The sequence below is a fragment of the Kitasatospora sp. NPDC023118 genome (genome assembly GCF_055560875.1).
On the sequence record NZ_JBVHHW010000036.1, the window covers coordinates 37,479 to 50,212 of the forward strand.

Consider the following 12,734-nt stretch of genomic DNA (forward strand, 5'->3'; position numbering starts at 1 on the left):
CTGACGGCCACCAGGTCCAGCACTGGGATTCCCTATGCCTCACCCGGTGCGGACCCATGCAGTGAAGTCGTCGGCGAGTCCTGGCGGGTTGGCGGCCTCGGTTCGGCGGGCTATTGCCTCGTAGTACTCCAGTTCGTGGAGGACCACGGGCACTGGCTTGCCGATCACGCGTTCGATGACGCCACAGTCGTGGAAGTGGCGGGCGAGGTGCACGCATGCTTGGTTGAAGTGGGCCTCGATCTTCGCGGCGATCGGTCCGACGGCGGTCATCGTGTCCTCGGCGCGGGTGGGCTCGTCGTACCAAAGTCCGAGTTCGCTGATCCACTGGCGGCGTGCTGAGGCTCCGTCGGGGTCCCGGGCGAGGTCGGCGATGACCGTCAGCTCGTTCTGGAGCCAGAAGGCGTAGTTCCAGCGGGCTTCCGCCTCGTCGGAGGCGTTCGCGATGGTGCGTCGGAACTGGGCTTCGGTGTTGTATCCGATGGTCAGGGTGGGCTGTCGTGGGTCGTCCCTCTCGTTGTCGATGAAGAACGAGATGACGTAGATGTCCTCTGCCTCGCCAGCCGGGATCGAGCTGATCGCTCGCTCGGCAAGGGTGCGGAGATGGTCCTGGAAGGTCACGGGGGTGGAGCCTTTCGAGTGCGGTTGCTGACGTCGGCGGCGTAGGCGGCCCAGTCTCCGGCAGCGGCTCGCTGCCACTTGACGGCGACGCTGATGTGGATGCCGAGGGTGCGGGCGAGGATCGCGGCGGGCAGCTGCGGTGGCGAGCTGGAACAGCACGGTGGAGCGGGTTGCCGCGAGCCGGATGCCGAGCTTGCGGAGTCGTTCGCCCATCGCCCAGGCGCTGATAGGGCGGCCGGGCTGGCCGCCAGGGAAGAGCCAGGGGGAGTCGGTCTGGGCGAGACTGCGTGGCTGCGGCGGGCGGTGACTTGCTCCAGGGCCAGCTCGGCGATGGGTCCGGGCAAGGTGACCGCGACGTCGCCGAGGCGGATGCGGACCGTCTGGTCGGTCTCCTCGATGTGGCCGGTGGTCAGCCGGGAGATCGCCGCGGCCACTGTGCATAGAGGAGTAACAACAGTCCGGCCAGACGGTCTTCGGTCCGGACGGTGTCGTCGTGCAGCAGGCGGCGGGCGGTGGCCCAGCGGGCGTCGTCGTCCATCGCCTGGGACGGGCCGTTCCACTTCGCGGCCGGGAAGCTGAGGTCTCGGGCGATCTTCTGGGCGAGAGCCCAGCGCACGAAGTGCCCTGCTTCCCTTCGGAGTTGAGTCTCATCGCGGGTCATCCAGCGTTCGAGGTCGCTCTCGTTTAGCCGTTGCTTGAGCGTGCAGCGGCGGCAGGGGCCGGGAGTGGTCAGCCGTTCGGCCTCGCCGCAGGTCGGGCAGGGGCGCCAGAGTTCGGCGTCCGGCTTCGTGCACGGGCCGCAGATGGGGGCGTCGGCAGTGCCGGAGTGGATGTCCCGGAAGCGTCCACAGACGGTGCAGTTCACTTCTCGCTGGTCGCAACTGCCGCAGCGGGGTTGCCCGGTCAGCTTCGAGAACATGCAGGGCGCCGTCCGGCCGCAGATCGAGCAGACCAGCGTGGGCAGAGGACGGCAGTTCGGGCAGATCGGCCCGCCGGGAGTCCGGCTGCAGACCATGCGCCGCTTGCCGCAGACGATGCGCGTCTCCAAGTTGGCGGGGTCTGTGATCAAGCAGTGCGGACACAGCGGCCGCCCCTCGGCGTCGCGCGTGGCGGGCTCGCGCCGGGCGCTGCAGCGCGAGCACTCCTCGATGCGGGACTTGGCGATGCAGTTGCGGCAGACCCGCTGCCCTTCGAGAGGCTTGTCGATGCGGACGACGCGTCGGCAGCGGGGACAGGCCGGGCGGATGACGCTTGCGACGTCGGCGGCGTGCAGCAACTCGATGAACCGCGGGATGGCGCGAAGGGGAGCCAGGTGCCCCTCGCCGGTCAGCAGACGGGGGTTGTCCTCCAAGGCCCAGGCCAGTTTCTGCTGCTAAGAAGGGCGGGGAGCGGACCGGCGGATCGCGTCGGCGACGATCTCGCGGTCGATCGATGGCCGGATTGATCGTAGTGATCACCTGGTGAATGACGTCGACCGGGTCGCGTGGGTCGGCGTCGGGACACATCGAACAGCGCGGTCGGCCGGCCCGGTCACGCGAGTGGATGCGGCGGGCGGTTCCGCAGCTGGCGCACTCGGCGGTGTCTTGGTTGCAGACCCCGCAGTACCAGTCCTGGCTTCGGCGCTGGAAGGTCCGCAGGTGCTTGCCGCAGTCGCGGCAGACCGGTGGCGAGATCGTCGTGGCTCCGGCCTTGCGGAGTGCGATCAGCAGGTCGCCGATGGCCCGGGGCGCCGGAGAGCGGCCGTCGGTCAGGACCTCGGGCCGGGTCGCCAGGGTCTCGGCGAGCCGGCGCGACTTCGCGCGGCCGCCGGCGACGCTGAGGACCACGACCCGGACGGCTGCGGGGTCAAGGTCCTTCTCGACGCCGGTGATCAGGTCCGTGATCAGGCCGACGGGGTCCGTGACTGCGCGGGTCGGCTGGTCGGTGGTGGTCACGGCAGGTCGACACCCCTGATCCGAGCCCGCTTGGGCCGCAGGTCACCAAGCCCGTCCGCTGCGGGCGGTGCGGTGCCAGCGGCGGCGGCCTTCTTCGGCCTCTTCACCGCGGTGGCCGAGGCGATCGGCTCGACGAGGTCGTCCATGTGGCACTCCAGGATGTCGAGCAGGGCCATGAGGATCTTCAGGCTCAGCCGCTCGGGCCGCTCGACCACGAGCCGGCAGACCTGGTTCGTCGACAAGGTGATGCCCCGTTCAGCGAGCGGCGGGATGGGGTCGGTGGTGGAGAACATCCCGCGGTCCGCCATCACTTTGCGCAGGTGCCAGCGGTAGTCGAGCTTGGCGGTCATCGTCAGGTCCTTCCCGTCAGACTCCGGCGAACGCCGGGGCCAGTGCCTTGTGCAGGGCAGTGTTCATGAAGTCGTCGCTGACGTGGGTGTAGATCGCCGTGGAGCTGTCGCACTCGTGGCCAACCTGCTGCTGGATTATCTTGAGTTCGCTGGCTCGACAGGCTGTTGACCTGTGTGTTTGCGTCGCAGTGATTGTCCGCGACGTGGCGAATGAGGGCAGCGGGGGTCCTTTCCTCAGGGGCCGATCGTTACCGACCTGGGATCGCTTGTCGTTGTCACGTGGTTCCCCACCGCCAGCGTGGACTTCCGGGCTCCGGAGACCGTCCGCGCAAGTTGTGCGTTGAGGGCAGGTGTTATTGCCTCGGTGCGGTTGGGCGGCATCGTGGACGTGCGTCGTTCGTCGGCACTCGGAGGTGAGGGAGATATCCCGTGGCACGCGCGGCGCCGCCTCCAGTAGGTTCCGCGGATGCGGCAATTCGCGGAGATCGAAGACCTGTCGGGGCTTGTGCGTGACGCGCTCGGATCGGGATGCCGCGTCGTCGCGGTGGACCGGTTGCGTGGGGGGAGCAAGAAAGGGGTGTACCGGGTCCGCCTTGATGGAACCCGCACGGCGAGTGTGATCGTCTACAGCTGGGCCGATGCTGAGAACTTCTGGCCAGGCGCGCGTGAGGCCGATCCAGCTGACCCGTTCGCGCCCGCCTCCGGGCTGGTCCCGTTCCTGACCGCGCAGCGGAGCTTGGACATCCTCGGGGCACGGGTTCCGCAAGTACTCCTGGCGGATGACAGCCGGCGCCACTATCCGGCGGACGTCGCCGTGGTTGAGGACGTCTCCGGCGGTACGCTCGAAGCACTCTTCGAAACCGATCCGACGCGCGCTGCGAGAACCCTGGGCGACCTCGCCGAGATGCTTGAGGTGATGCACCGACACCAGGGCCAGCGCTACGGCAGGGTGGACCTGCTGGAGCGGGGCGGATCCGTGTCCAAGGTCTCGTGCGAGCGACGGGTCCTCGACCGTGCCCTGCGGGACCTTGAGGAGGCGGCGGGGCGCGACGGTCGCATCGCGGCGGCCGACGCCGCATTGCGCGACCGTCTGCAGGAACTGGCCGATCGGGTAAGTCCTCGCACCGCATACGGGCTGATCCACGGAGAACTCGGACCCGACCACGTCCTGGTTGATGCCGACGGGCGCCCCGTCCTGATCGACATCGAGGGGCTGATGTACTTCGACGTCGAGTGGGAGCATGTGTTCCTCCAGATCCGCTTCGGAGAGCGGTACGTCGCACTGGCCCGGCCCGGTCTCGATCCGCAGCGGCTCGACCTCTACATGCTCGCGATGCGACTGTCGCTGGTGGCTGGTCCACTGCGCCTCCTCGATGGGGACTTCCCCGACCGGGCGTTCATGCAGGAGATCGCCGAGCACAATACGAAAGAGGCGCTGGCGCTCCTGCCGTTGGTGTAGCCCTGGGATGCGCAGGGCCGCGCGGAGCACGCGTCTACTCCTCGGCACGATCAGCTCGCCCGTGGGGGCGGAGAGGTTGGCGCTGGCGGTGGGGCGTTACGGGCTCTGGCGAAGATCTTGTGATCGGGGCCGCAGTACTGCAGTCGACTGACATGATGTCAGGCATACAATTCGCGTAACCTTGAGGCGTTTCTTCCTCATTTGGCTGGCGTGATGGTCGAGTTCGTCCAACAGTCGGCGACCCAGATCGTTCTCCATGCCCACGCGCGGGCGGCCAGGGCGATATGTCCGCACTGTTCCAGGGCATCTGGGCGTGTGCACGGGCGGTACGTGCGGCGTCTTGCGGACGCAGCGGTCGGAGGCAGGGCCGTGGTCGTCGAGCTGCTCGTGCGACGCTTCCGCTGCCTGAACGGCGACTGCATCGCGGTGACGTTCGCAGAGCAGATCGACGGGCTGACCACACCGCACGCTCGCAAGACGCCGCTGCTGCGGTCAGTCCTGCTGTCCATCGCCTGCGCCCTGGCCGGCCGGCCTGGCGCTCGTCTGGCGGCACTGCTGGGCATCCGCGTCGCGAAGGACACTCTGCTGAACCTACTGCGCGCCCCCTGCTCCACCGCGAACTGCGGGAACTCGGCTTCCCTGGGGGCATCCAGACCGTTCGCCGCTACCTTCGAGAAGCCAAGCAACACGGCTTCCCAGCGGCGCCCCGGCCCGCCCGCGGCCCCGCCGGGTGGTCTGCTGGATCATGACCGACCCCGCCCGCCTCCGCGCCAGCGATGCCCAGGAACTCAAGGAGATCCGGGCGGCCTGCCCGCACCTCGATGCCGCGGCCGGGCACGTCCGCGACTTCGCCGCCATGCTCCACGACCGACGCGGCGACCTGCTGCCTGACTGGATGAACCGCGTCCTCGCCGACGATCTACCCGCACTGCACTCCCTGGTCACCGGCCTACGCCGTGACCAGGACGCTGTGGTCACCGGTCTGTCTAGTCACTGGAGCTCAGGCCAGGTCGAGGGCCACGTCACACGGATCAAGCTCCTGAAGCGCCAGGGCTACGGCCGCGCCAACCTCGACCTGCTCCGCCGGCGAGTACTCCTCGCGACCTGACTTCCCTTGCTCCGGCCGAATGTCATGGCAGCCGTCGTAGCCACGAATCGAGAGCCGCATAGTCGCCATCCGCCAGTCCATGGCGGGGATCGACACGATGGACCAGGGCGCGTGCCCGGCGGTGGGCGGTGACCCATGCCTGATCAGTACCGGTGACCTCCGGGTGCCCGCGGGACAGATGGCCGCCGTGTTCGGCCTCACCCCCGGGATGCCACGATGCGGGGGTGAACCGTAGAGACCGTGCAGAGAGTCTGTCTGAACTCGGCGACCTGCTGCAGTCGTTGTCGGGCAGGCCCGTTGTCGCCGGATGGGGCTGACCCTGGCCATGGGCTAGCTAGCCTCGCCGGCCAGGTGCACGAGCTCGTCGCCGAAATCCGCCCACTCTGGGAGCGATACGTCCCCAGCGAGGTCGCTCCTCCGAGCGTTTCGGAGATCGAGGCTCGCCTGGAACCGCTCAGTTCCGATGCGGCCATCGAAGTGATGACCGCGCTCGCCGCCGAGGACCTCGTATGGTCCAACCATGTGCTCATGAACCGTGAGATCGCGCACCACACTGCGACGCGCATCGTGAAGTGTCTCGGGCCTGGCGCGGCCTGGTGGACCAACCGGGAGGGCAACTCCTGGGATCCCGTGACCGCCTGCACGTTCGATGGCGTGGTTGCTGGCAGTAACGGTGAGCTCTTCGCGATTCTGCTCCCGGTTGGCGAGGACTGAGCCGAAGATCGAAGTCGCCCCCGACACATCACAAGATCTTCGCCAGAGCCGCGTTAACGTGACCGTCGACAGGCTTGCTTGCAGCCCGTTGTGGGCTGGTGCGAGTTGTCGCGGCGCGTTGTTCGCCGAGAGCACGGGCGAGTTGCTCGCGAAGTTGCTGGTTCTCCTCGGTGAGGCGCCGGATACGGGTGTTGGCGGCTTCAAGGCGTCGTAGCAAGGCGGGCGAATTGGCCGTCCGAACCGAAGAAGATCCGCTACCGGCTGCTGCACGCCGCCGCCCGCATCACCCGCGGAGCCCGCCGCCTGCACCTACGGATCGCCGCCACCTGGCCCTGGCGCCACGACCTGGCCGCCGCGTTCGCCCGACTGCAGGCCCTGCCCCGGCCCGTCACCTGATTCCACCGCCCCGTCCGCCCACGACCCGAGGATCTTGGAGACACCGGCCACCGCGCCGGGCCCTCGGCATGCCTCACGATCACAAACGGCCAGCAACACCGCACCAACATGATCAACCCAGTTCAGCCGAACCCAACTGAAAGGCGGAGGCTAATTCCGACAGCGGATCTTCACTCATTGGAGCGCGGTGCCTGGGCCATGAGGAGCAGGAGGAGTCCACAGCCAGCCACCAGGATCCAGCCCGGACGTGAGGCGTGCGCGAGCTCCGCCGGGCTGGCATGCGCGACGAGGGCGCCGGCGAGGGCGATACCGAGGGCGGAGCCGACCTGTCGTGCGGTGGACGTGATCGCGCCGGCCACACCTGCCCGGGCGGGGGGCAGCCCACTGACTGCGGTGTTGGTGATCGGCGCGTTGGCGAAGCCGAAGCCGATACCGATGAGCAGGTAGGCGCCCAGCAGCAGGGCAACGCTCGTGTGCCGGTCGAGCCCGACCAGGCAGAGGCCGCCGGCCAGGATGAAGACGCCGGCCAGGGTCAGCGGCAGCCGCGGTCCGAGACGACCGACCAGACGGCCGGACCAGGGCGCGCAAACCGTCGCGCCGACCGCCATGGGCAGGGTCGCCATCCCGGCGGCCAATGGCGTGAATTCCCGGGTGTGCTGCAGGTAGAGGGTGTTGAGCAGCAGCGTGACGTTCAGGGCGACGAAGACGGCCACGGCGCCCAGGACGGCACTGCTGAACAGCGGACTGCGGAAGAGCCGCAGATCCATCAGCGGCTCGGGTCGGCGGGACTCGACCCACACGAATGCGACCGTCGCAAGGGGCGCAAGCGCGTAGGCGGCCAGCGCGGCCGGTGACGTCCAGCCGATGCGCGGCCCCTCGATCAGGACGCCGACACCAGCCGCGATGACCGCGGTCAGCAGGGCCTGCCCCGGGACGTCGAGTCGCCGTGCCCGGGGCCCTCGGGACTCGGGTACGAACACCGCGCTGAGTACCAGGGCGATCACGATGACCGGAGCGTTGATCCAGAACAGCGACCGCCAGGGCAGCCCGGCGAGGAGGGCGCCACCGGTGACGGGGCCCACGGCCATGCTGAGCCCGAAGACCGACGCCCAGATGCCGATCGCCTGTGCCCGCTCCCGCGGGTCCGGCATGGCGTTCACCACGATCGCGAGCGCCACCGGACTGAGCATGGAGGCGCCGACGCCCTGCACGGCACGAGCAGCCACGAGCCAGCCCACCGAAGGCGCCGTCGCGCAGACCAGCGAGGCTGCGCCGAAGACCGTCAGCCCAGTCCGGAACACCCGTCGGCGCCCGAAGCGGTCCGCCAGCGCACCGGAAGAGATGAGCAGACCGGCCAGGACGACGGTGTAGGCATCCACCGTCCACTCAAGACTGCGGACGCCGACCCCCAGCCCGCGCCCGATGGCAGGCAGGCCCACATTGACGATGGTGGTGTCCAGGCCCACCAGGAACATGCTCAGGCAGCAGACCGCCAGCACTGTCCAGCGCCTGCGCGCACTCAGAACGGGCTGAACGGGGTGGGTCGTTGTCGCGGTCATGGTCCGCCTCTCACGTCCGGGAGTACCAGCCCGGCCAGGCTCAGGCAGGCAGACGGCCACCGACCAGCATTTTTGCGAAGACCGCAAACAAGTGCAGACTGGACGACGTGGACGCAGAGCTGGAGCAGATCCTCGACGGCATCGGTCCGCGGCTGCGCACCCTGCGCCGCGACAGAGAACTCACGCTGGAGGCGCTGGCCGCCACGACCGGGATCTCGGTGAGCACGTTGTCCCGCCTCGAATCAGGCCGACGGCGCCCAACCCTGGACCTGCTCATCCCCCTCGCGCGTGCGCACCGCGTCCCACTCGACCAGCTCGTGGCCGCGCCGGCCACCGGCGACCCCCGGGTGCACCTCACGCCCCTGCGCAAGGACCACGGCAGCATCCTCGTGCCCCTGACCCAATACCCGGGTCGAGTGCAGGTGTTCAAGCACATCCTGGCGCCCCGCGAGCCGAAACTGGTCACCCACGAGGGCTACGAGTGGCTCTACGTCCTCGCAGGCGAGCTGCGCCTCATCCTCGGCGACCACGAACACATGCTCCACCCGGGTGAAGTGGCCGAGTTCGATACCGGAGAACCGCATTGGTTCGGTCCGGTGGGCACAAGCGCTGTGGAGATCCTCCACCTGTTCGGGCCGCGTGGCGACCAAGCCGTCGTCCGCGCAAGACCTCAGCAACCGGCATCGCCTTGACCCACAGCACCTGATCCGGATCGACGCGGAAACGAAGGTGCTGTCCAAACCCGTGAACATCGCACAGATCGCAAGTCCACTGACTCCCGAAGACCTGACTGGGCGTTTTAGTAGCCCTGCTCCTGTATGCGGCTTCAATCCCTGTCCGCTTTCGCAACCCTAAGCCCGATAGGAGAAGATTGCTCCAGTCACGGCTGCTGGCTGGGCCGTCCGTCTCATCCGCTTCTGGGCTCTGAAATCCGTCTGGTTTGAAGATGTCATAGAAACGCCCACCCGGCAGCGGGACGCGATCCTCCCCCGTTCTCTGAGCTGCCCCGAGTTTCGTGGAGTCCGCGATCGTGTGATCAAGCGGTCTGCGGGATTGGCTCGCCCAGTAGGCCTGCTCGTACTCGTCGGGCGGGATGTAGCCGAGGGCGGAGTGGAGTCGTTCACCGTTGTACCACGCGGCCCATTGGAAGACGGCCCGCTCGACCTCGCCGAAGTCCCGCCACGGGCCCTGATGCTCGATCAGTTCGGCTTTGAATGTGCCGTTCAGGGCCTCGGCCATCGCGTTGTCGTACGAATCCGCGACAGAACGGCACTACGAAGAGGCACTGGAGATCTACCTTCGGATGGCGACGAAGGGAATCCTCGCGGCGACCTGGCGCGCTGCGGCCCTGTAGCGGACGAACCGGCAGCCCAAACGCGCACTCCGCTGGTTCCGGAAGGCAGCCAGGAAGGGGGACACGACGGCGTTCATGCAGATCGGGCTGATCCTCAGAGACAAGTGCGAGGCGAGCGGAAGCCCCGTGAACCCGAAGGACGTGGACAAGGCAGTCGCCGCGTTCACCAGGGCCGCCATCGCGGGCGAACCCCACGCCCACCGGGAAGCGACGTGGCTGCTGTGGAGACAACGCGGCCCAGAGGCAGCCGAGGCATGGCTCCAACAGCGGGTGAACGCCAAAGACCAGCGGGCAGCACGGGAGATGGGCGACTTCCTTTGCGAGGCCGGCAAACCGGAACAGGCCCTGAGGTGGTACTCGAAGGCCGCCAGCGACGGCGACCAGTCCTCCGCCGAGCGCGCTCTGCGCCTTCAGGCGCAGCTGCCCTGACCATCGATGACCTCCCTTACAGGCCCCTCGCAGCGCCGCGGCGCGAGGGGCCGGCCGTCATCGGCACGCTGGTCGCGGGACTGGGAGCATGCACCCCACCTCGGACGCGGCCCTTGCGGAGCTGCGCGGTCGCGGTCGCTGCCGTACGTCAGCCCGGATGCGCGAGTAGTCCGCATATCGAATCGATATGCGCCACGCCCCTGGTGCCGGGGGTTACGCCCAGGGCGGCGTCGTTCAGGCGATTCGTGCGGGTTGATTCCAATTCAGCATGGTGAGGTGGCTTCGTAGTTGGTGGTCCCGAGGACACATCTCCAGAGGGACGCCGCCCTGGCCCGACTTGGCTACGGCGTCTAGCCGCAGACACCGTCCAGCAGATCGCCGAGGAATTCGGAGTCACCCGACCGGCGATCTACCGACACATCAGCAAGCTCACGGAACAGCGTTCATAAAGGACTCCGAGGGCGATAAAGCCTCAGCTCGGACCCTGCGGACCCTTCGATCGCCGCCTCGGACACGAACAGGACCCCCGTCGCAAGAACCGCCCCCTGGTAACGGGGATTCAGCGCTCAGCAGTCGTACGAGCAGCCGCCCAGGAGGACCCTGAACCGAAGCCCGTCGCGCGAGTGCGTGTGTCGGGCCCGCCTACTCCCCGGCCCGATCCCAGAGCCCGGCCAGGTGCGCGTGCAGGAGTTCCTCGGCCTTCGCCGCCGTGCGGTGGCCGACCAGCACGTGTCCGGTGAGTCCGTCGGCGAGGGCGAGCAGGGTGCGGGCCTCGCGCCGGGCGCCTTCGGCGTCGACGCCCGTCTCCTCGACCAGTCGGGCCAGCAGCCCTTCCAGGCCCGTGTAGCTGTTCCGGAGGCTGGCCGCCAGTGCCGGGTTGACGGCGGCTGCGGCGAGGAAGGCCAGCCAGATCCGCGCCTCCGCCCGGCGTTCGTCGCCCAGCAGCGCGACCTCGCCGACCACGTGGCCCACCGTGCTCGCGGCGGACTGTGCGGGGCTGCCCAGCACCCGGCCGTGTGCCCGTTCGGTGACGCGTTCGCCGATGTGGCCGAGGGCGAACTGCAGCATCTCCTCCTTGGTGCGGAAGCAGCGTTGGACGGCGCCCACCGAGACCTCGGCGCGGACGGCGACGTCCCGCAGGGTGACGCCCTCCAGCCCCTGTGCGTCGATCAGCGCGCACACCGCCTCGGCGATCCGCCGACGCCGCTCCTCGTGGTCCACCTGCTTGGGCATCCGCCACCCGCCTCCCAACTCGTTGTCCCGCCATCCCGTTATTCCGATGCGATCGTATCGGTTCCCCGGCTAAGGTTCCGATGCAACCGCATCGGAACACGTCAGGAGAGCCCCCATGTGGAAACTCCCCGCCACCGCCATCGCCGCCGCCGTCCGCAGCGGCGAGGTGTCCGCGCTCGAGGTGATGGACGCCCACCTCGCCCGCATCGCCGAGGTCAACCCGCACGCCAACGCCGTCACCCAGGTCCTCGCCGACCGCGCCCGCGCCGCCGCCCGGGAGACCGACCGGCTCCGCGCCACCGGCGAGCGGCTCGGCCCGCTCGCCGGGGTGCCGTTCACGGTCAAGGAGTGCACCCGCATCGAGGGCGTCCCGACCACCTTCGGCACCCCGCGCTTCCGCGAGCTCATGGCCCCCGCCGACGCCATCCCGGTCGCCCGGCTGCGCGCCGCCGGGGCGATCCCGATCGGGCACAGCAACCTGCCCACCCTGATCCTGGCCGGGATGCACACCCGCAGCGAGCTGTACGGCGACACCCGCAACCCGTGGGACGCCACCCGCACCCCCGGCGGCAGCAGCGGCGGGGACGGCGTGGCGGTGGCCACCGGCATGGCCGCGCTCGGGCTCGGCAACGACTCCGGCGGCTCGCTCCGGATCCCGGCCGCCTTCTGCGGCGTCGCCGCGCTCAAGCCGACCACCGGCCGGTTCGCCGCCGACCAGCGCATGCTGGGCCCGGACGACCCCGGCCCGGCCTCCCAACTGCTCGTCACCGACGGCCCGTTGGCGCGTACGGTGGCCGACCTGCGGCTCGCCTACGAGACCCTGGCCGGCGCCGACCCCCGGGACCCGCGCGCCGTACCCGCACCGCTGTACGGTAACCCGCTCGACGGCAAGCCCAAGGTCGCTGTCGTCGCCGACCCGGGCAGCCACGGTGTCCACCCCACCGTCCGCCGCGCCGTCGAGGCCGCCGCCGAGGCCCTGCGCGACGCCGGGTACGAGGTGCGCGAGGTCCCCGATGTCCCCCGGCTGGACGAGGCGCTGGACGCCTACCTCCGGCTCACCCACACCGAGTTCGCCCCCAGTTGGCCCGCCGTACGGCAGTTGCTGGGCGAGGGCGGCGACCGCTTCATCGAGCTGGCCATGCGCAGCGCCCCGCCCGTCGACGCCCCCGGGCTGATCGCTCTGATGGGCACCTGGATGAACATCCGCCGCTCCTGGACGGAGTTCCTCGACGAGTACCCGCTGCTGCTGGGCCCGGTCTTCACCGAGCCGCCGGTCGAACCGGGTCTGGAGTCCCGGGACCAGGCGGGCCGGGACCGGTTCGGCGCGGCCACGCGGCTCTGCTCGGTCACCAGCTTCGTCGGCGTCCCGGCCGTCGCCGTCCCCACCGGACTGGACGCCGACGGCCTGCCCACCGGCGTGCAACTCGTCGGGCGGCCGTTCCGCGAGGACCTCTGCCTGGCCGCCGCCCAGAACGTCGAGGACCGCCTCGGCACCCTCACCCCGATCGACCCGCGGCCCTGAAGCGGCTGGGCCCCACCCGGTGGGGCCCAGCCGCCTACCGCCTACTGCCTACCGCGGC

13 protein-coding genes and 4 pseudogenes are annotated in these 12,734 nt (G+C 69.3%); 10 read left to right on the forward strand and 7 right to left on the reverse strand.

The window, feature by feature from the left end; genetic code table 11:
* Positions 1-39: 39 nt before the first annotated feature.
* The 4 genes from ACZ3UD_RS32560 to ACZ3UD_RS32575 all read right to left on the reverse strand — a co-directional run bounded on the left by ACZ3UD_RS32560 (position 40) and on the right by ACZ3UD_RS32575 (position 2,902).
* The gene (locus ACZ3UD_RS32560; RefSeq protein ID WP_465595872.1) at positions 40-618 is read right to left on the reverse strand and encodes a hypothetical protein; all 579 of its coding nucleotides are present in this window, start codon (positions 616-618) and stop codon (positions 40-42) included.
* Entirely contained in the window at positions 615-1,052 is a 438-nt protein-coding gene (locus ACZ3UD_RS32565) for a hypothetical protein (protein WP_465595875.1), read from the reverse strand. Before ACZ3UD_RS32565 ends, ACZ3UD_RS32560 begins: the two co-directional genes overlap by 4 nt.
* Positions 1,028-1,969 carry a hypothetical protein gene (locus tag ACZ3UD_RS32570; RefSeq protein ID WP_465595878.1) on the reverse strand — a complete coding sequence of 314 codons (942 nt, stop codon included), beginning with the start codon at positions 1,967-1,969 and terminating at the stop codon, positions 1,028-1,030. The genes ACZ3UD_RS32565 and ACZ3UD_RS32570 overlap by 25 nt, the downstream gene beginning before the upstream one ends.
* A gap of 579 nt (positions 1,970-2,548) precedes the next feature.
* Positions 2,549-2,902 carry a helix-turn-helix domain-containing protein gene (locus tag ACZ3UD_RS32575; RefSeq protein ID WP_465595881.1) on the reverse strand — a complete coding sequence of 118 codons (354 nt, stop codon included), beginning with the start codon at positions 2,900-2,902 and terminating at the stop codon, positions 2,549-2,551.
* A 466-nt stretch (positions 2,903-3,368) separates the two neighbouring features.
* Here ACZ3UD_RS32575 and ACZ3UD_RS32580 point away from each other — a divergent pair, with 466 nt between their 5' ends.
* The 5 genes and pseudogenes from ACZ3UD_RS32580 to ACZ3UD_RS32600 form a co-directional block, all read left to right on the forward strand.
* Entirely contained in the window at positions 3,369-4,361 is a 993-nt protein-coding gene (locus tag ACZ3UD_RS32580) for a phosphotransferase family protein (RefSeq protein ID WP_465595884.1), read from the forward strand.
* Between the two features lie 213 nt (positions 4,362-4,574).
* Positions 4,575-5,252, forward strand: a complete 678-nt coding sequence (locus tag ACZ3UD_RS32585) for a transposase family protein (RefSeq protein WP_465595887.1) — start codon at positions 4,575-4,577, stop codon at positions 5,250-5,252.
* Entirely contained in the window at positions 5,158-5,469 is a 312-nt protein-coding gene (locus tag ACZ3UD_RS32590; RefSeq protein ID WP_465595960.1) for a transposase, read from the forward strand. The genes ACZ3UD_RS32585 and ACZ3UD_RS32590 overlap by 95 nt, the downstream gene beginning before the upstream one ends.
* A gap of 351 nt (positions 5,470-5,820) precedes the next feature.
* Positions 5,821-6,183 (forward strand): hypothetical protein, encoded by a 363-nt coding sequence (locus ACZ3UD_RS32595; RefSeq protein WP_465595889.1) that lies wholly within the window; start codon positions 5,821-5,823, stop codon positions 6,181-6,183.
* A gap of 207 nt (positions 6,184-6,390) precedes the next feature.
* Positions 6,391-6,579 (forward strand): annotated as a pseudogene (locus ACZ3UD_RS32600) (transposase); the annotation flags it as partial.
* A 170-nt stretch (positions 6,580-6,749) separates the two neighbouring features.
* On the opposite strand, the gene ACZ3UD_RS32605 reads toward ACZ3UD_RS32600, so the two are convergent.
* The gene (locus ACZ3UD_RS32605) at positions 6,750-8,138 is read right to left on the reverse strand and encodes an MFS transporter (protein ID WP_465595892.1); all 1,389 of its coding nucleotides are present in this window, start codon (positions 8,136-8,138) and stop codon (positions 6,750-6,752) included.
* Between the two features lie 107 nt (positions 8,139-8,245).
* On the opposite strand from ACZ3UD_RS32605, the gene ACZ3UD_RS32610 reads away from it, so the two are divergent.
* Complete coding sequence (locus ACZ3UD_RS32610) at positions 8,246-8,830, forward strand: helix-turn-helix domain-containing protein (protein ID WP_465595895.1); 585 nt, start codon at positions 8,246-8,248, stop codon at positions 8,828-8,830.
* A gap of 439 nt (positions 8,831-9,269) precedes the next feature.
* Here ACZ3UD_RS32610 and ACZ3UD_RS32615 read toward each other — a convergent pair.
* Positions 9,270-9,377, reverse strand: a pseudogene (locus ACZ3UD_RS32615) (hypothetical protein); the annotation flags it as partial.
* A gap of 124 nt (positions 9,378-9,501) precedes the next feature.
* Here ACZ3UD_RS32615 and ACZ3UD_RS32620 point away from each other — a divergent pair.
* The 3 genes and pseudogenes from ACZ3UD_RS32620 to ACZ3UD_RS32630 form a co-directional block, all read left to right on the forward strand.
* A pseudogene (locus tag ACZ3UD_RS32620) lies at positions 9,502-9,555 on the forward strand (hypothetical protein); the annotation flags it as partial.
* A 12-nt stretch (positions 9,556-9,567) separates the two neighbouring features.
* Positions 9,568-9,921, forward strand: coding sequence for an SEL1-like repeat protein (locus tag ACZ3UD_RS32625; RefSeq protein ID WP_465595898.1), 354 nt, complete (start codon positions 9,568-9,570; stop codon positions 9,919-9,921).
* 371 nt (positions 9,922-10,292) lie between these two features.
* Positions 10,293-10,370, forward strand: a pseudogene (locus ACZ3UD_RS32630) (HTH domain-containing protein); the annotation flags it as partial.
* 193 nt (positions 10,371-10,563) lie between these two features.
* Here ACZ3UD_RS32630 and ACZ3UD_RS32635 read toward each other — a convergent pair.
* Positions 10,564-11,154 (reverse strand): TetR/AcrR family transcriptional regulator, encoded by a 591-nt coding sequence (locus tag ACZ3UD_RS32635; RefSeq protein WP_465595901.1) that lies wholly within the window; start codon positions 11,152-11,154, stop codon positions 10,564-10,566.
* 115 nt (positions 11,155-11,269) lie between these two features.
* Between ACZ3UD_RS32635 and ACZ3UD_RS32640 the strand changes: the two genes are divergently transcribed.
* Positions 11,270-12,676 carry an amidase gene (locus ACZ3UD_RS32640; protein WP_465595904.1) on the forward strand — a complete coding sequence of 469 codons (1,407 nt, stop codon included), beginning with the start codon at positions 11,270-11,272 and terminating at the stop codon, positions 12,674-12,676.
* Positions 12,677-12,734: the final 58 nt, after the last annotated feature.